Annotated in this window: 15 protein-coding genes; 5 read left to right on the top strand and 10 right to left on the bottom strand. The window is 69.7% G+C overall.

Translation table 11 applies throughout. From position 1 onward, the window contains the following. From FPZ41_RS07155 to FPZ41_RS07140, 4 genes are all read left to right on the top strand, one after another. On the top strand, positions 1–775 hold a 775-nt coding region (locus FPZ41_RS07155; RefSeq protein WP_152860224.1), incomplete at its 5' end, for an MSCRAMM family protein. Positions 776–983: 208 nt separating this feature from the next. Continuing rightward, positions 984–3,464, top strand: a complete 2,481-nt coding sequence (locus FPZ41_RS07150) for a SpoIIE family protein phosphatase (protein ID WP_152860222.1) — start codon at positions 984–986, stop codon at positions 3,462–3,464. 115 nt (positions 3,465–3,579) lie between these two features. Beyond that, a complete protein-coding gene (locus FPZ41_RS07145; RefSeq protein WP_152860220.1) occupies positions 3,580–4,305 on the top strand; it encodes a class I SAM-dependent methyltransferase in 726 nt (241 codons plus the stop codon). Between the two features lie 376 nt (positions 4,306–4,681). After that, a complete protein-coding gene (locus tag FPZ41_RS07140; protein WP_152860218.1) occupies positions 4,682–4,912 on the top strand; it encodes a hypothetical protein in 231 nt (76 codons plus the stop codon). Positions 4,913–5,008: 96 nt separating this feature from the next. On the opposite strand, the gene FPZ41_RS07135 is transcribed toward FPZ41_RS07140, so the two are convergent. The 10 genes from FPZ41_RS07135 to FPZ41_RS07090 all read right to left on the bottom strand — a co-directional run bounded on the left by FPZ41_RS07135 (position 5,009) and on the right by FPZ41_RS07090 (position 15,232). Continuing rightward, positions 5,009–5,971, bottom strand: coding sequence for a terpene synthase family protein (locus FPZ41_RS07135; protein WP_152860216.1), 963 nt, complete (start codon positions 5,969–5,971; stop codon positions 5,009–5,011). Next, positions 5,968–7,329 (bottom strand): cytochrome P450, encoded by a 1,362-nt coding sequence (locus FPZ41_RS07130; protein WP_194236017.1) that lies wholly within the window; start codon positions 7,327–7,329, stop codon positions 5,968–5,970. Before FPZ41_RS07130 ends, FPZ41_RS07135 begins: the two co-directional genes overlap by 4 nt. Further along, positions 7,326–8,942, bottom strand: a complete 1,617-nt coding sequence (locus FPZ41_RS07125; protein ID WP_152860212.1) for a prenyltransferase/squalene oxidase repeat-containing protein — start codon at positions 8,940–8,942, stop codon at positions 7,326–7,328. The genes FPZ41_RS07130 and FPZ41_RS07125 overlap by 4 nt, the downstream gene beginning before the upstream one ends. 46 nt (positions 8,943–8,988) lie before the next feature. Next, entirely contained in the window at positions 8,989–10,071 is a 1,083-nt protein-coding gene (locus FPZ41_RS07120; RefSeq protein WP_152860210.1) for a polyprenyl synthetase family protein, read from the bottom strand. Positions 10,072–10,233: 162 nt separating this feature from the next. Next, entirely contained in the window at positions 10,234–11,508 is a 1,275-nt protein-coding gene (locus FPZ41_RS07115; RefSeq protein ID WP_131559812.1) for a cytochrome P450 family protein, read from the bottom strand. Positions 11,509–11,525: 17 nt separating this feature from the next. Further along, positions 11,526–12,152 carry a GTP-binding protein gene (locus FPZ41_RS07110; RefSeq protein ID WP_398642666.1) on the bottom strand — a complete coding sequence of 209 codons (627 nt, stop codon included), beginning with the start codon at positions 12,150–12,152 and terminating at the stop codon, positions 11,526–11,528. Continuing rightward, on the bottom strand, positions 12,124–12,504 hold the full coding sequence (locus tag FPZ41_RS07105) for a DUF742 domain-containing protein (RefSeq protein ID WP_152860209.1): 381 nt from the start codon (positions 12,502–12,504) through the stop codon (positions 12,124–12,126). Before FPZ41_RS07105 ends, FPZ41_RS07110 begins: the two co-directional genes overlap by 29 nt. Continuing rightward, entirely contained in the window at positions 12,501–12,920 is a 420-nt protein-coding gene (locus FPZ41_RS07100) for a roadblock/LC7 domain-containing protein (RefSeq protein WP_152860206.1), read from the bottom strand. Before FPZ41_RS07100 ends, FPZ41_RS07105 begins: the two co-directional genes overlap by 4 nt. Beyond that, positions 12,917–14,374, bottom strand: a complete 1,458-nt coding sequence (locus tag FPZ41_RS07095; RefSeq protein WP_152860204.1) for an ATP-binding protein — start codon at positions 14,372–14,374, stop codon at positions 12,917–12,919. The genes FPZ41_RS07100 and FPZ41_RS07095 overlap by 4 nt, the downstream gene beginning before the upstream one ends. A 654-nt stretch (positions 14,375–15,028) precedes the next feature. Continuing rightward, entirely contained in the window at positions 15,029–15,232 is a 204-nt protein-coding gene (locus tag FPZ41_RS07090; protein WP_322619913.1) for a terminal protein Tpg-like protein, read from the bottom strand. Positions 15,233–15,903: 671 nt separating this feature from the next. Between FPZ41_RS07090 and FPZ41_RS07085 the strand changes: the two genes are divergently transcribed. Then, the gene (locus tag FPZ41_RS07085; RefSeq protein ID WP_152860202.1) at positions 15,904–16,584 is read left to right on the top strand and encodes a DUF4232 domain-containing protein; all 681 of its coding nucleotides are present in this window, start codon (positions 15,904–15,906) and stop codon (positions 16,582–16,584) included. Positions 16,585–16,855 lie beyond the last annotated feature (271 nt).

The raw sequence follows: 16,855 nt of genomic DNA, 5'->3' as shown, positions 1-16,855 counted from the left end.
ACAGTCCCCACACCCCACCGCCGTCCCCGTCCAAGGCATCGTCCGCAACCACGACGGCACCGTCGTGCCCCGCGCCGCGCTCACGCTCATCGACGTGCTCGGACAGCAGATCGGGCGCGGCGCCAGCGGCGAGGACGGGCGGTACGCGCTGGCCACGCCCGGAGCCGGGTCGTACATGCTCATCGCGGCGGCCGGCGGTCACCAGCCGCTCGCGGTGACCGTGACGCTGGGCGAGCGGCCGGTGGAGCTCGACGTGGTGCTCGGCGGTGCGGGACGGCTCGCGGGGCGTGTGATCACCGCGGACGGGCGACCCCTGCGGGACGCGACTGTCACGCTCACCGACGTCCACGGACAGGTCGTCGCCACCACCCGCAGCGGGAGCGAAGGGGGGTACCTCATCACGGAGGTGTCGGCCGGCGCGTACACACTCGCCGCCGGCGCGCACACCTTCCGCCCGGCCGCAGTCCCCGTCACCGTCCAGGCCGCCCGCGAGACCCGTCAGGACATCGAACTCGCGGGCGGCGCCGTCCTGTGCGGCACGGTCCGCTCCGTCGGCGGACGCCACGTCGAGGACGCCCGCGTCACCCTCCTCGACGCCACCGGCACCGCCGTCGGCACGCTCACCACCGGCGCCGACGGAGGCTTCCGTTTCGACGGCCTCGCCGCCGGCGAGTACACGGTCGTCGCGTCCGGCTACCCACCCGTCGCCACGGCCCTGGAGATCGCGGGCGACGGCAGGACGGAACGGGACCTGCAACTCAGGCACGAGGACTGACGAGGACTGACAGTGCCTTCAACCGGTGGTCGTGCCCGTGCCGCCCACGTGAGAGCGGATGCGCGGCCGAGCCGTGCGCCGGTGTCCGCGCGCCGGAGGCGACCCCGAGGCCAATTCACGTATTGCCACACATCGCGACCGGACGTGGCCGTACGGTAGTGACGGCGGCACAGATCTTGCGGAGCCGTGGGGAGAGAGGGCCTGGGTCATGGACCGTGGCGGAGAGCGCGGCACACCTCCCAGCCGCGGGGCTGGAGGCGGCGAGACGGCGGGGCACGTCACCGTCGGCCGCATCCCGCTGGCTGTGGTCGTGGTCGACCGCGAGGGGCTCGTCTCGCACTGGAGCACCGGCGCGCGTCGGCTGTTCGGTGCCGCCAAGGAGGACGCGGTGGGCCGCCCCGCCGTGGACCTGCTCCCCGTGTCCGGTGCCCTGCCCGAGCCCGAGGACTCCGACGCGTACGGGCCGTACGCCGCGTACGACGGACTCGGCCCCGACCTGGAGTCGTCCCTCGACGGACGGCTCTCCTACCCGGCCGCCGGGCGTGCCCGGCTCACCGTTCCGGAGCGGGACCGGGGCCGCGGCCGCGTCGACGTACTGTGGTGGGCGTACCCGCTGGTCGGACCTGGGCGGGAACGGCTGCTCGTGCTCGCGGCCGACGCGGACGGGACACGGCTCGATGGCGAGGACGGTGACGTCTCCGTCGAGCGGATCGCCCCCGGTTTCGCCCTGCACACCGACTTCCCCGGCGCGGAGGAACTCGCCCGCAGGCTCCCCGAGATCCTGCCCAGCGTGAGCGTCGGCGAAAGCGCCCGCATCGTCGCCCAGATCCTCGAACTCGGCTATCCCGTACTGGAGTTCAGCCAGAACGACCGAGTGCCGGTCACTCCCGACTGGGGCGTCCCGCGCCGGGCCGAGCGCAAGGCGCGCCGCGAGCGGGCCGCGCGGGCCGTCGCCGCTGGCATGCCCGTGCCGGAGGACCTCCAGGACGAGGGCGAGGACCTTGAGTACGCCGCCGTGCGCGAGCGCCTGGAGTTCCTCAACGAGGTCAGCTCGGGCATCGGTACCTCCCTCGACCTCTCCCGGACCATCATCGAGGTCAGCAAGGCCGTCGTACCGCGCTTCACCGACGTCGCGGGCACCTATCTGCGCGAACAGGTCGTCGCCGGTGAGGGTTTCCCCGACGGTGTGCCCGACACGACCACCATGTGGCACCGCGTGGCGTTGGAGCACACCGACGAGCCGGGGCGCTGGGACGATGTCGTCCCGGTCGGCGAGGCCATGCCTTTCCCCGCGCACACGCCGTTCTTCCAGTGCATGACCACCGGCGAGCCCGTCCTCGTGCCGCGCATCAGCGAGGAGATGGGCCACGCGATCGCCGCGCAGTTCGAGAAGCGTGACATCCGGCCGCTGATCACCGGCCGTTCCATGCTGGTCGTGCCCCTGAAGGCACGCAATGTGGTGCTCGGCTTCATGATCCTGCTGCGCCACCCGGAGCGGCCCGTCTTCAACGACATGGACCGCGTCACCGGCGCCGAACTCGCCGCCCGCGCGGGCCTCGTCCTCGACAACGCGCGCATGTACACGTACCAGGAGAACGTCGCCGAGACGCTCCAGGACAGCATGCTGCCGCAGATCGCGGCCCGTATGCCGGGCTGTGACATCGCCACCCGCTATCTGCCGGGTACGTTGCTGGGGCGCGTCGGCGGTGACTGGTTCGACTCGGTGAAACTGCCCGGCGCCCGCACCGCCCTGGTCGTGGGCGACGTCATGGGACACGGCCTGAACTCGGCGGCGATGATGGGCCAGTTGCGCACGGCCGTCCAGACGATGGCCGGACTCGACCTGCCGCCCGCACAGCTCCTGCGCAACCTCGACGACCTCGCCCAGCGCCTCGGCGAGCACTACCTCGCGACCTGTCTGTACGCCGTCTACGACCCGATCGCGAGCGAACTGCACCTGGCCAACGCGGGCCACATCCCACCCGTGTTGGTCCGCGCCGAGGACGGCAGCAGTGGGCTGCTCGATCTGCCCACGGGCGCGCCCATCGGCGTCGGAGGGGTGCCCTTCGAGGCCGTACGCGTGCGCGTGGAGCCCGGCGACCGGCTCGTGATGTGCACCGACGGCCTGGTCGAGATGCGCGGCGAGGACATCGGCGTCGGCCTCGCGACGCTCTGCGAGTCCGCCGCCCACCCCGCCGCCTCCATGGACGACGCCTGCGACACCATCATCCGTGCCCTCAACACGCGTGGCGGCCGCAAGGACGACGTGGCCCTGCTGATGGCCAGGCTCAACGGCATCGAACCCGAGGACGTGGCCGAGTGGCGGCTCGCCCGTGACCCGGCCGAGGTCGGCAGGGCCCGTGCCGCCGTCCGTGAACAGCTCCACGTCTGGGGCCTGAACACGCTCGTGGACACCGCCGAGACGCTGGTCAGCGAGCTGGTCACCAATGCCGTACGGCACGCGGACGGCCGCCGGGTCGCGCTGCGCCTGGTCCGGGGCGACACGCTGCTGTGCGAGGTCGATGACGACGACCCCACCCTGCCGACACTGCTGAGCGCGGGTCCCGCCGACGAGTTCGGGCGTGGGATGCGCGTGGTCAGCACACTGGCCCGGGAGTGGGGGACCAGCCGGACCAGCACCGGCAAGACGGTGTGGTTCGAGCTGACGCCGCCGCGCCGCTCCCGCTGACACCCGCCCCGGCGCGAACGAACGCGCCGGGGCGCTTGTGGGATCACCCCCGGCGCGATACACCCGATCTGGTCCGCCACCTCGGGTGGGCCACAGTCGCATCCGGGGAGTGGTCATGAGTGTGACGAGTCGGTACCGGGAAGCCTGGGAGGGCTTCTGGAGCGAGGCCCCCAAGGAACAGGGCGCAGTCTTCTGGGACGCGGAACCCGCGCTGACCGCGGGCGTCCATCTCGCCCTCTTGGAGCCGTACCTGGTGGACCCGGGCCTGCCCCTGGTGGACCTCGGCTGCGGCAACGGCACCCAGACACGGTTCCTGGCCGACCGCTTCCGGCACGTCGTCGGCGCCGACATATCGGCCGCCGCGCTCGACCACGCCCGGCGCGCCGATCCCGCGGGACAGGCCGGGTACCGGCAGGTCGACGCGGTGGAGAAGGCCGAGACCCAGGCGCTGCACACGGAACTCGGCGACGCCAACGTCTACATGCGGGGTGTCCTGCACCAGTGCGACCCCGACGACCGCCAGCCCCTCGCCGACGGCCTCGCGACCCTTGTGGGCGAGCGCGGCCGGGTCCTCCTCGTCGAACTCTCCGAAACCGCCCGCCCGTTGCTGCAGGGCCTGGCCCGGGGCACCGAGGGGCCGCCGTCCAAGCTGGCGCCCGTCCTCAGGCACGGCATCGCCCCGGGCGAGGTGGCCGACGAGGCGGTCCCCGAGTACCTGAACGCGGCCGGCCTCACCCTCCTCGCCGGCGGCGAACTGTCCCTCCTCACCACCGAGCACGCACCCGACGGCACCCGTGTCGAGTTGCCGGCGCAGTGGGTGGTGGCCGGGCGCGCGGCGTGACGGTACGGGGAGGCGGCAACCTCCGGTAAACCTGCACACCGTTCACCGGCACCTCGTAAGCAAACCGGACAGTCGTCACGACTGGGCCGCCACACGAGGGTTCGTCCGCGACGGTGACCGTCGCGGGAGCCCGTGGCAACCGTCGCGCGTGCAGCGGGACGGCAGGCCGTGTGAAGGTGCCGGTGAGCTCGGTCACCGCGCTGCCACACCGGTGACGTCGGCTTTCGCGAAGAGCCCCGATCAGGCTCCGAGCGGCTGGCCGTCCCTACGCTGACGTGCTTTGATCCTGCTCATCGCGAAGTCCGCCCGGTTCCCGGTTCGGGAACCGGGCGGACTTCGCCGTTCGGAATTGCTCATGCGAAGGGAACCGCGCGTTATGAACCTCACTCCTCAGGTTGCAACTGCCGAGATGTCCGACGCCGACCTGGACAACGTCTCCGGCGGTCTCGCGGCCGGCGTCTCCGGCGGCCTCTTCCTCGACACGCCGCTCGCCGGCGTCGGTGCGGGCGTCACGGCCGGCGCCTCGGCCGAGGGTGTCGGTGCGGGCCTCGGTGCGGGCGTCCACGCCGCGGGCCTCGGCGGTGGCGTCCACCTCGCCGCCGGCTGACGACGACATGTGCCCACCCACGGGCCCCGGATCATCCGATCGGGGGCCCGTGGTGGTTCTGAACAGGCCGAGGCCACCCAGTGCGCAGCCTGAGGCTTATGTCTGGTAGCGGGAGTGATGGATGTGCCAGGCATACGAGGATGCGATGGACTTGGCGGCCCGCGCGTGATCGGCGAGCGGCCCTTGACGGGCAGTCAGTTCGGCGATTCGGGCGGCGGCCACCGCGGCCCGCTGTTCGCACATGCGAGACGCCCGCCGGAACGCTTCTTCGAGGTCACACGCGTGCTCGCGCATCAGCAGCATGGGAAGGCCGAGCTGACCCGGCCCTTCGTGAGCTGTCTCCTTCGCGTACGAGGCCAGGTCATTGATCCAGCCGGCGAGGTCCGCGACGGCCGTCTCCAGTTCCCGCACCGACGCCAAGGACCGCTCCTGCTCGGTGAGTTCGTACCCGAGCATGAGTTCCGCGGTCGCCATGAGGGTTCGCACGAAGACCGTATGAGGGCGCATCGCACGGTAGTCGGGCAAGGTGACGTGGTCGGGTCGGGCGAGGTGATGCGCCTCCCAGAGGATGCCGAAGAGGTTGTCCCGCAGGTGTGCGGTGATCCGCAGATACTGCGTGGGCGCGGCCCGTTGCCGGAGCCGGGCCAGGAGATCGTGCAGCGCGGCACCGAAGACACTGGGCCCGGTCGGTGGCTCCTCGTGGCCTGCCAGGAGGTGGACGCTCTCACTGATCTGCCGGACCAGAAGGGCCGGGTCGCGGGCTCCCGTGGCCTCACCGTGCGCGTCGTCGAACGCGGTGAGCCACAGGAACAGGTCGGCGCAGAGCAGAAGGTCGTCCAGGTCGGCCGTCGGGAAGGTGCGGGCCATGCCCTGGCCTGTGATGTTGGACAGGGCGCTCCGTGCGCGTGGTGAGGTCACGAGTGGGAAGGTCCCCAGCCACCGGGCGGCGTGCTGCTCGATGTCGTCGGCGTAGGGGCTGGCCGGGAAGGGCCCGGGGAAGGAGTCCCGCAGGTCGGGCATGGGCAGGACGCGGGGGATCGTGCGGGTCGCGTCGGTCATCGGGCCATCCCTGTGAGCGCGTGCTGCCTGGCCTCGGGGACCATGCGGAGGGACGAGGGGTGCGTGGTGATCGCACCGACCGGCCGTACGGTGGAGCCGGGGATCGGCCGCAGCCGCCAGCGGGACGCGACCATCGCGGTGATGATGGTCGCCTCGGTCCAGGCGAACGCCTCCCCTATGCACATACGTTTGCCGGAACCGAAGGGGATGAAGGCCCCCTTGGGTGGCTGGGGACGCTCAGGCAGCCAGCGGTCGGGGTCGAAGCGCAGCGGATCGGGATAGAGGTCGGGGTCCCGGTGCAGTGCGTACCCGCTCCAGATCACGTCTTCCCCGGCGGGCAGACTGAACTCGCCGAGTGTCACGGGCGCGATGGTCCGCCGGGTCACGAGCCACGCGGGGTTGTAAAGACGCAGCGTCTCGCTGACGAGCCTGCGGGTGAAGGGCAGGCGGGGAATCTTGTCGACGGTGAGCGGGCCTTCGGCGAGCACGGGGTCGACTTCCTCGTGCAGTTGGCGCTCCAGGTCCGGGTTGCGGCCCAGTTCGTGGAACAGCCAGGCGAGGACGACCGCGGTGGTCTCGGAGCCCGCGGCGAGCAGCCCGGTGACCTCGGACAGGATCTCGTCGTCGGGCAGTGTCGCGCCGGTTTCGTCCTGGGCGGTCAGCAGCAGCGACACGATGTCGTCGTACGCGTCGGGGTGCGTGCGGTGTTCCGTGATGATGTCGGCGACCGCGCTTCGCAGCGCGGTGGCGGCGGCCTTGGCCTTTCGGTTGCGCCGGATGGGGAGCCGTTCCAGCGCGGAGACGGGCATCAGGGCACGCTGAATTGCGGTCCTGAAGACGGTGTCGACGCTGTCGAGGATCGTGTGGGCGGGTTCGCGCTCGGGGGACGAGGAGAACAGGGCTGACATGACGACGCCCTGGGTCATCAGCTGCATCTCGGTCTTCATGTCCAGCGGGGTTCCGTCGCGCCAACTCGTGATGTACGGCTCAACGGTGTCGCGCATGGTGGTGACGTAGCCGGCGATCTGCTCGCGGTGGAAGGCCGGCTGCATCATGCGGCGCCGGCGCAGGTGCGGTTTGCCTTCCGCGACCGGCAGGGCGTCCTTGCCGAAGAGCTTGAGCTTTTCGAAGAGCAGCCCTTTGGTGAACCGGTCGGCCTGGCTGGTGAGCATCTTGTGCATCAGCTCGGGCGAGTTGACCACGGTCAGGGTCTTCGGGCCGACGGTGACGCGGACGATGGGGCCGTAGGTGCGCAGGCGTTGGATGAACGCCAGACGGTTCCTGATCAGGGGCACGGCGTGTCCGATGAGCGGCAGCTTCCCGGGTGCGACAGGCGGAACGTTCATGCTGGCCGTCACGCTTCGGTCCTTTCCGCTTCTGTGTGCGCGGTCCCTGGCCGGTTGACGCCGTGGCGTGTCCGCAGGGTCTCCCGTACCGCGAGCACTTCCGCTTCGATCATCGCGTCGGGTGCGTACAGGGTTTTGTCGTGCCACAGGGCCGGGTGGCGGTGGCCCTGGCCCGCTGCGGCGTTCAAGTAGGTCTCGGCACGGTCCAGTGCGCGAGCCTGCTCTGGCTGCCGCGTGGGGGTGGCGGTGGACAACAGGATCTGGGCGGCATACGCGGTCTCCTCGACGGTGCCGCCCCATATGCCCCACGATCCGTCGTCGTGCTGGGTTTCCACCGTCCAGGCGGCGGCCGCTTCGACAGCCGTGGACGCGTGGTCTTCGCCGTACTGCGCGAGCGCGGTCACGCACCGCACGGTGGCGTAATAGGGGGAGGCGTGCCATTTGTCGGGCCATGGCCCTTCGGGCTGCTGCTGACCGATGAGCCAGTCGCGCAGTTTGTCCGTGCGAGGGCCGTAGGTGTGCTGTGCTTCAGGGTGACGGTGCAGGTAGCTGCCCAGCGCTTGGAGAGCGTGGGCGTTCGCAGTGATCGATCCGGTGTCCTCGCCGATGTAACAGTCGTAGTGGCTGCCGTTGTGGAACAGGTCGAGCGGCTCAGGGGTGTACGGCAGGCCGACGAGCGAGGCCACCAGCACGGCCATGGCGGTGTCGTCGGCGTCCACCATGAGGCCGGGCGCGCCGCGTACTCCCTGGGGGTCGTAGATGTCGGCGGTCCACCGCCGGATGGTGGGCAGGGCAGCGGCCGGCAGATGGACGCGAGCCAGCGCGGCGGCGACCCACAGACGCTCGAAGACGAGAATCGGGGCCGCCTCGGGGAACAGACCCGAGTAGCGCCGCGCCACGGGTTCAAGGGCCTCCACGGCTCCCGCCGTCAGTGTCGGCGATGCCCATGCGGCTCGCGCGGCGGTGGCGGCCGGAGAACTGCCCAGCAGGCCCTGCCCGTCGGGTATGAGCGCCTGTGGCAGGTACCCGGCCACGCCCTCGAACGTGTGGTGAAGCTTGACGGGAAGGCTGCCTGCCGAGGCGCACCGCTTCGCCACGTACGCGGGCGTGGCCTGGTCATAACCTCGGGGGACCGTGGGGCCGGGCCCCGGGCGCCATCCTCCGAGGCCCGGTATCTCGTCCTCGGCGGTGAGGGCCACGTGATCGTGGATCTTCGCTATGAGGCTGGGGACAAGGATTTCGGCCGCGGCGGTGTCGGGCCACGGTCCTGCCGACGGCAACGCGCGTAGCGCGGCCAGGCCCCTGTCCACGGCGGTCGCGAGCCGTCGGGTGATCTCCGCGGACGTGGAGCCTCGCCGCAGGACCGCGAGCGCCGCTTCCACCGCGCTGAGCGTCGGCAGAAGCCGGTAGGGTTCAGGTCCTTCGCCCCAACTGCCGTCGGGCGCCTGCTCCTGCAGCAGATAGGCGACACGGCGCGGTTCCCCGGGCAGCCAGGGGGCCGCCGAGATGACCCGGGCGGTCTCGTACAGGGAGGGGCGGACGCTGCCCCACGGGTCCTGATCGGTCTTGGCCACCAGGCGTGCGGCCTGTTCGGCGTAGGTTGTGCTCACGGCCGTGCCGCTCATGTGCTTTCCACCTCACGGTTCCGGTGACGGGTGTACGGACGGGCGGTCATGTCTGCCGTTCCGTGGCGGTCAGGGCGATCTGGCGCAGTCGGGCGGTGGCTGCTTCGGCGAAGGGAGCCTCGTCCAGAGCGGTGAGGGCGGCGTTCCGGCGTGTGGTGATCATTTCTTCCACTGTCTGCCTGGCGCCGGTCGCGTCCAGGATCTCGCGGACCTGGGAGGCTTGGTCCTCGTTCAGGTCGCTTCGGCCGACGAGCCCGCGCAAGGTCGTGAGTTCGGTGGGAGATGCCCGTTGGACCGCCAGAGCCATCAGTACGGTGGCCTTGCCCTCGCGCAGGTCGTCCAGGATCGATTTGCCGGTCTTGGCGGGATCGCCGAACACGCCGAGCAGGTCGTCGCGCAGCTGAAACGCTTCTCCTAGTGGGATACCGAAGGCGGTGCACGCATCGAGCATGGGCTGCGTGGCTCCGGCCAGGGCCGCCCCGATGTGCAGGGGACGTTCAATGGTGTACTTGGCGGTCTTGTAACGGATGACGCGCAGTGCTGTTTCGACGTCACCGGTCAGTCGGCCGGTGGTCTGAAGGTCCAGGAGCTGGCCGTACATGATCTCGCTGCGCATCTCGGCCACCAGGGGGAGCAGCGTGGCGAGTTGGCTCGGGGCGGGGCTCGCGGAGTGGAGGAGTTCGTCGGACCACACCAGTGCCAGGTCCCCGAGCAGGACAGCCGCGCCCACACCGTGTGCCTCGGCGCGGCCGTGCGGACCGCCGCTGTCGGTGTACGCGGCGGCGAGCGCGCGGTGGGCGGACGGCTGACCGCGGCGGACATCGCTGTCGTCCATCACGTCGTCGTGCACCAGGGCGAACGCTTGGAAGAGTTCGAGGCTGGCCGCCGCGCGTATGGCGGCCGTCATCTCTCCGGTGGCTCCGGCGGCCTGCCATCCGTACACGCACAACACGGCTCGAAGCCGTTTCCCGCTGGAGAGAAGCCCGCGCAAGGTCGTGGTCAGGTGAAGTAGTTCGGTTCCCGGCGCGGCTTGGTCCTTGGCATCCAGGAATCCAGTGAGAGCCGCGCCCACCTTGTGTCGTACGGAGGAGAGGCCCGGCAGGCTGGTGCCGGGGAGTGTATCCGTCATCGGTGGTGATCCTCTTTCGGTCAAGAACCGTTGTTGCGATTCCGTTCGGGCAGAGGGACGGGGCCGGAGGCAGCGCTTTTTCCCGCGAGTGTCGCGGTGGTGCCGTCGTACCGCCGGGTGGCACCACCGCGACGCGGTGTGGATGAGCAGGCTAGGAAGAGGTCACCGACTCGCGGTTGCCTGCCGTTGAGGAGGCCCCGTGTCCGTCTTGGGGCTGGGGGAGTTCCGGCTCCAGGGGGTGGCGCCGTTGGCGTCGGGGGTCAGCGGAGTGAACCGGGCGGGGAGAGAGGTGAGCGTCCGGTGGATGGCCCCGTCGCGGTAGGTGAGCTGATCCGGGGAGACGGCGAGTTCGATGTCCGGCAGGTAGCTGGCGAGTCTCTCGATCGCGGCGGTCGCGATCAGCAGGGCGAGGTCGCGGGCCGGACAGGTATGGGGGCCGGCGGCGAAGGCCAGGTGCGCCTTGGTTCCCGAGCGGTAGCCGTCGGACGGCGCCCCGGCGTGCGGGCAGGTGTTGGCGGCGGCGTACGAGACCATGACCGGGGAGCCGGCGGGAATGCGTGTGCCGTGAAAGGTGATGTCCTCCTTGGGGAAGTGGAAGCTGTAGTTGGCCAGCGGCGAGTCGTTCCACAGAGCGTCGTCGATGGCGTGCTGGATGGGCAGACTTCCGGTGGTGAGCGTGCCGTAGTACCGGTCGTCACTCAGCATCCGGACGCATGTGTTCGCGATGAGGTTGGCCGTCGGCTCGTTCCCCGCGCCCAGGGTGATGAGGATCTGGTTGATCGCCTCTTCCTGGTTCAGCCCGTTGGGATGGTCGATGAACCAGGAGGTCAGGTCATGGCCGCGCTGTGCGGCCTTGGTCTGATACAGGGTCTGCAGGTACGCGCCGAACGACTGGGCGCCTTCCGCCTTCTTCTCCGGATCGGTGTCCATCATCGCGGAGAGAGCCCGCACAAGCTGGGGACCGTATTCGTCCCCCATGCCGAACAGTGCGTTGAAGACCATCAGGGGTAGCTGCTGTGCGTACTGGCTGACGAGGTCGACCGTTCCGGCAGCGGCGAAATCCTGGAGGAGCCGGTCGGCGTGACGGAACGTCAGAACACGGACATCGTACGGATCAAGGAGACCGAAGCTGTCCGTGATCACTTTGCGCAGATACGCGTGCTCTTCACCGTCCGCGAAGAAGAGGCTCGGCCGCCACTCCACCAACGGTCTGATCGGGCTGTTCTCGGGAACCTGCGGCAGCCAGCTCCGGGTGTCCTTGGTCCAGGTGTCGGTGTCCTGCAGGAGGTCGAGCGCCGCCCGGTAGTCGGTCACCAGATGGACAACGACACCAGGTGCGATCTCCGCGAGGCCGACCGGCCCCTGAAGCCGCAGCAGTTCGTAGCTTCGCTGCGGATCGGCCGCGTGCTCGGGCCCGTGCAGGGGCACAGCGGTCACGGCTGGTGGTGTGATGCTCACGAGGCTCCGACTCCGACGCCGACAGAAGATATGGAATGGGCGGTCAGTTCGATGAGCGCGTTGAGACTGCTGTTCATCTCTCGGGCATCACAGGTGACCAGTGGGGTGTCCGGGTGCAGGTCCAGCTTCGAGCGAACGATCTCCAAGTCGTAGTCGGGCGAGTCAGGGAAGATATTGACCGCCACGGCGTACGGCAAACCGCGCTCCTCGATGAGATCCATCACCTCGAAGGACTCGTCCAGGCGCCGGGTGTCGGCCAGGACAAGCGCACCGAGAGCCCCGTAAGCGATCCCCTCCCACAGGGGAAGGAACCGGCGCTGCCCCGGAGTTCCGTGCAGATACAGGACGATCCGGTCGCCCGGGAGGGTCAGCCGGCCGAAGTCGATGCCGACCGTGGTGGTCTTCTTGTCCCGCAGGCCCGCGAGGCTGAGATCGTCGGTCCCGACCGCCGCGTCCGTCATGACTTCTTCGGTGTGCAGCGTGGGGATCTGTGACAGCGTCTTGATCGCGGTCGTCTTGCCCACGCCCATGGGACCGGCGACAAGGATCTTGACCCTCTGGTGTTCCCTCTCGGGCAGGTACGCGGGACGCGGGTCAGGCGACACGGAGGGCTTGGAGTCCACTCAGCACCTCTTCCATGAGTTGCCTCGACGGCCTGCCGGCGCGCGAGGGGGCGAGAGCATCCGGGGTGGGCACGCTGGCGTTTAACAGGCCGTCACTGACGAGTTGCTCGGCGAGCATCAGGCAGACACTGACGGGGAGGGAGAGATAGCCGGCTATCTCGACCGCGGTGAGGGAACCGTCGGTCACCAGCTCGACGACGCGCCGGTGCACCGGTGTGTGGTACGACGCGAGCGGACGGCCACTGGCACGCAGGGCCGTCAGCGTATCGAGAGTGCTGGGCAACGCAGCGGTGCCGCTGCCGGTCGCCAGATACGCCGGGAGCAGCCGCCGCTGATGCTTGTCGCGGCTCATGACGCGCCGTCGTTGACACGCGCGGAGACGGACATGAACTGCTCCCCGAGCTTCATCGCCTGGCGGGCCATGGTGTGGGCGACCACCCCCATGGGCATCGAGTCATCACCCGCGGCCGCGATCAGGGTGTTGGCACCGGCCGGCATCACCATGTACGTGCCTGCCTCCATCTTCACCGTGACGGTCTCAATGGGGCTGTCCGCCGGGGCCTCCAGCGCCGGGATGGAAGCAGCGCGAGAAGCGGCGTGCAGGGAGGAGGTCATCGCGGCTATACCGTCCGCCGCGTCCTTCGGGAGGTCCTCGGACCTGGCCTGGACCATCCCGTCGAGGGTCATGATCAGGGCATGGCGGACACCTGGGATCTCGGTGATGGGAGCCAAGTACCAAGTCTCGTTGTCACGGTCGGGCGTGGTCACTGCGTTTCCTCCAAATCAGTACCGTTCTGGCCGCTTTCGAGGCCCTTCTGGAAGTCACTCCAGGCGTCGCGGGACCGCTCCGGATCCGGGGCGCGGTGTGTGGGAGCGGTGACTTCGCCGGTCGGCGCGGCGTGCACCCGGCGGCGACGCTGCGGCAGTTCTGCCGCCGTGCCCGGCGCGGGAGTGCGCGGGCGCGAGGCGCCCGCCGCGTCATCGGCGGCTGGGGCGTCATCGGCGGCCGAGGCGGGCCGAATGTCGGCCCTGGGCGCCATGACGGGCAGGGGCGCCATCACAGAAGGCGGCGCGGCTTCCTCGTCGATCGAGGTCAGGAGGTTCGGGGGGATGGTCACCACAGCGCGCACCCCGCCATAGGGAGACGGGTTATCGATGGATACATGGAAACCATGATCGGCGACGAGGCGGCCGATGGCGGCGAAACCCTGGGAGGGCGGGTCACCGAGTTCGGTGAGCATCACTTCATGCTGTTCGGCCGATATCAGGCGGGCACCCCGGGCGACTGCTTCCGGGGTCATGCCCTTGCCCGCGTCATCGACCGTGATGCAGACGCTGCCGTTTCCGGTCTTGACCAGGCTGACATCCACCGCGAGGTCGTCACGGGAGTGCTCCAGTGCGTTGGCCATGAGTTCCGTGCAGGCCACAGCGACGGGTTCGGCGGCACGCCCGACAATCCCGACGTCGGTGGCTCCGAGTCGAGAGTTGATCTTGACACGCTCGAAGCCCCGCAGCCGGGAAGAGGCACCCGTGACGATCTCGGTCACGTAGGTGTCCTTGCGAACGTGCCCCGGCCACGCCCCGCACACGATGGCCGTCCGCTGGATGAGCCGCAGGTTCTGCTCATTGAGGTGGTCGGCGGTGAGCACCTTGTGCGTCAGACTCCGAGACCCGGTGAACTCCTTCTGCAGGGCGTCAAGCTCCGTCTGCAGACGGTAGGACAGAGCCTGCGAGTCCTGGCTCGCGCCGCGCAGGGCGGCCCGGGCGGCAGCGTCCACCCGGCGACGTTCCTTCAGGGCAATCCCCGAAACCAACGCGAGTACGGAGTCGAGGAGTTCCACATCCTTGGGCTCCGCCGCATCCTCGTGCAGCAGCCCAGGAACGGGATGGTGAGAGCTGATCAGATGAAGCGCGAGGGCCGGAAGCCGAACGGAGACGAGATGACTCACCTCGTCGCGGAACATCCCCGCGCGGGCTTCCGCGTCATCCGCACGCGATTCGGCGCCGAGCCTGCCCGCCTCGGCGGATTGCACGCGCGCCTCAGCGCTCTTCGCGGCGGTTTCCATGCCGAGCACGCGTGCCTCGGAGCTCTTCAGAGCCGCTTCCATTTTCCTGCCGCGTCGCACGTGTTTGCGGCACAAGAGCGCCAGCAGCAGTGCGACGACAGCGATGACGGCAGTCACGGCGCCGAGCGCAAGTTCGGGTTCGGAGAGAGAGGTCACGGAAAAGGGGTCCTAGGGGATTAAGGGGAAAAGGGGCAAGTCTCCGGATATCGACGGCAGTTCGCCGCCCATACGGCGGTGGGGGCCGAGCGGTACCGGAAAGTTGAGCCGAAGCGCTGCGATGCGGCAAACCGCCTGTCGGCCCGGATGGTCCGGCGCAAGACCCGAGATGAAGGAAGTCGTTGGCCCTCACGCATCACGGGGCCTTCAAATGCCTCGCAACCGTTGGCCTCTGACACAGCCGCCGGGCCGGTCCTACTTTCAGTCACCGTCGATCAGGACTCCATTACAGACAGGCGGCGAACGCAGGTGCTTACCGCCATCAAGTCCTGCCGCATCTCGGCGATGTCTTACGCCGAAGCGCGCTCATCTTACGGGAGTTGACCTGCAAAGCCATCCTCGGCAAGGGGTTGAGATCACCCGGGGAGAAGCGAGATCATCCGGGCTTCACATCCCCGCCACAATCGATGATCGCGGCGACGGGCGGCGGCGTGGCTGTCGGCATGCGGGTCAGGCGAGGCGGCTGAAGGCCCGGCAGGAGGCCCAGGCACTACGATGCCCTGCCGACCGTACGTGAAAGGCCATCGCAGCGCTGAAGCGGCTAGCCCGCGGGGGTCGGCCACATGCCTCGCCGTTCCCCGGGCGGAGGCGGCGTCATCCGATCGAGAAGTCGGCGAACTCGACGTCAGTGAAGGCGATGTGAAGGCCGTGGGTGCGGCGGCCCCCGTCGCGGAAACAGGAGTGCCCCAGCGCGCGGGCGGGGATCACCATCTGCTGCTGCTCGACCGCGTCGGCGTCCCGGGCGGCGAACAACTCCCGGGCGACCTCTCCTGGTAGGTACTGGGTGATCCACCGCACCCGCGGATCGTCCGAGGGGCCCGCCGAACGCGGCGAACCCGAATCGCGCCGCCGGCCTTCGTGAACGCCCGCCCGGTCTGGGGGACCAGGCGCGGGGCGACGACGGAAGGGGGCGCCGCGGTCAGCCGCTGGGACAGCGTCACGCGCCCGTCGGGAAGCCGACGGCGAGCGCCTTCGGGTGCCACCAGGGCGGCGAGCGGGGGGCGCCGCCCTTTCCCGACGTTGCGCGGCTGCTCTCAGCCGGCCTCGGGCACGCGGCGACCACCGCGTCCGCGGGCCAGGATCCGGCGCTGACAATCGTGGTCAAGATCCGCTGGGTCACGAGTCCGTCCCAGCGGGCGGTGATCGCGAAATGGTGCCGATTGGTGGCCGGAGCCGGCGTCACGGCCGGCCGCCGGATGGGGCCCCGACGTGCCGGGGGACACCGTGTTCGGGCCCCGTTTCCCGGGCCGGACGGCGTCAGGGGAGGGGCACGGCAGAGGTACGGGAGCGGCCCGGTCTTCGCCGTGGTGGTCCGCAGTGTGCAGGGTTGCGTATGTAACGGAGGTGTCTTAGGCAGCAGTTGGGCGGAACGGTTCGTCGGTCGGGCAGGTCCTGGTGAGCACAAGCGCTCGCTCGTACCGACTCGGACCGAGCAGCCGGCACCTCCTATCGAGACTGAGGAAGAAACGATGCGCGTTCGCAAGCTCACCTTCGCTGCCCTGGCTGTTGCTGCGGGTCTCTCGCTCACGGCCTGCAACGGCGATGACGGCACGGCACAGAGCGACGGGTCGTCCGCGTCCTCTGCGTCTTCCACGGGCGGCGGTTCGGGCTCGGACGGTTCGGATCAGGGTGGTTCGGATCAGGGTGGTTCGGATCAGGGTGGCGAAAAGGGCTCCGGTGGACAGGGCACGGCCGCCGGGAGCGGCTCCGACGAGAACGCCAAGGTCGGCAAGTGCCGCACCGACGACCTGGCCATCACCGCGCAGGACAGCACCATCGACGGCGACACCGAGGGCACAGTCGCGGTCACGTTCGTGAACGGCGGCGGTTCGGACTGCGCCCTGTCCGGATACGCGGGCGTCGACCTGAAGACCAGCGAGGGGGATCTGTCCGCCACGCGCAGTGGTCAGGAGTCCAGCCCGATGATCCTCAAGGACGGCGAGTCGGTGCACTTCGGCGTCACCTACCCGATCAACGACTCGGGCGGCTCGGGCGTCAGCGTCACCGCACTTGTGGTGACCCCGCCGGACGAGACGAAGTCGTTCTCCCTCGAATGGCCGGGCGCCGCCACCCTGCCCGTCACCGATGGCGCCGGCTCCCCCGTCAAGGTCGGCCCGATGGGCAGCGCCGGCCAGGGCGGGGCGAGCTGACCCGTACGCCCTGAGCTTCACGTTCCGGCCCCTGGACAACCCGGATCGGCCACGGTCCAGAGGCCGGACGACGGCAAGGGGTACGTGTACCGCATGGCGCGTGAGCGGGTGCGGTGGCCGGCCGTGGTGGACCGGGCGAGGCAGATCGTTGGGGGTACGCCCCACTCAAGGTCACGCTTCGGCAGGTGATGTACCGGCCGGCCTCCGAAGGCGTCCTGCCGCACACGCCGCCGAGGCACTTCTATGGGCGCGGCAGTCGGATCCTGTTCAC

This window comes from Streptomyces acidicola (assembly GCF_009377235.1).
Lineage (GTDB): Bacteria > Actinomycetota > Actinomycetes > Streptomycetales > Streptomycetaceae > Streptomyces > Streptomyces acidicola.
The sequence above is the reverse complement of the archived record's forward strand: the minus strand, read 5'-3'. Positions and strand labels throughout refer to the sequence as shown.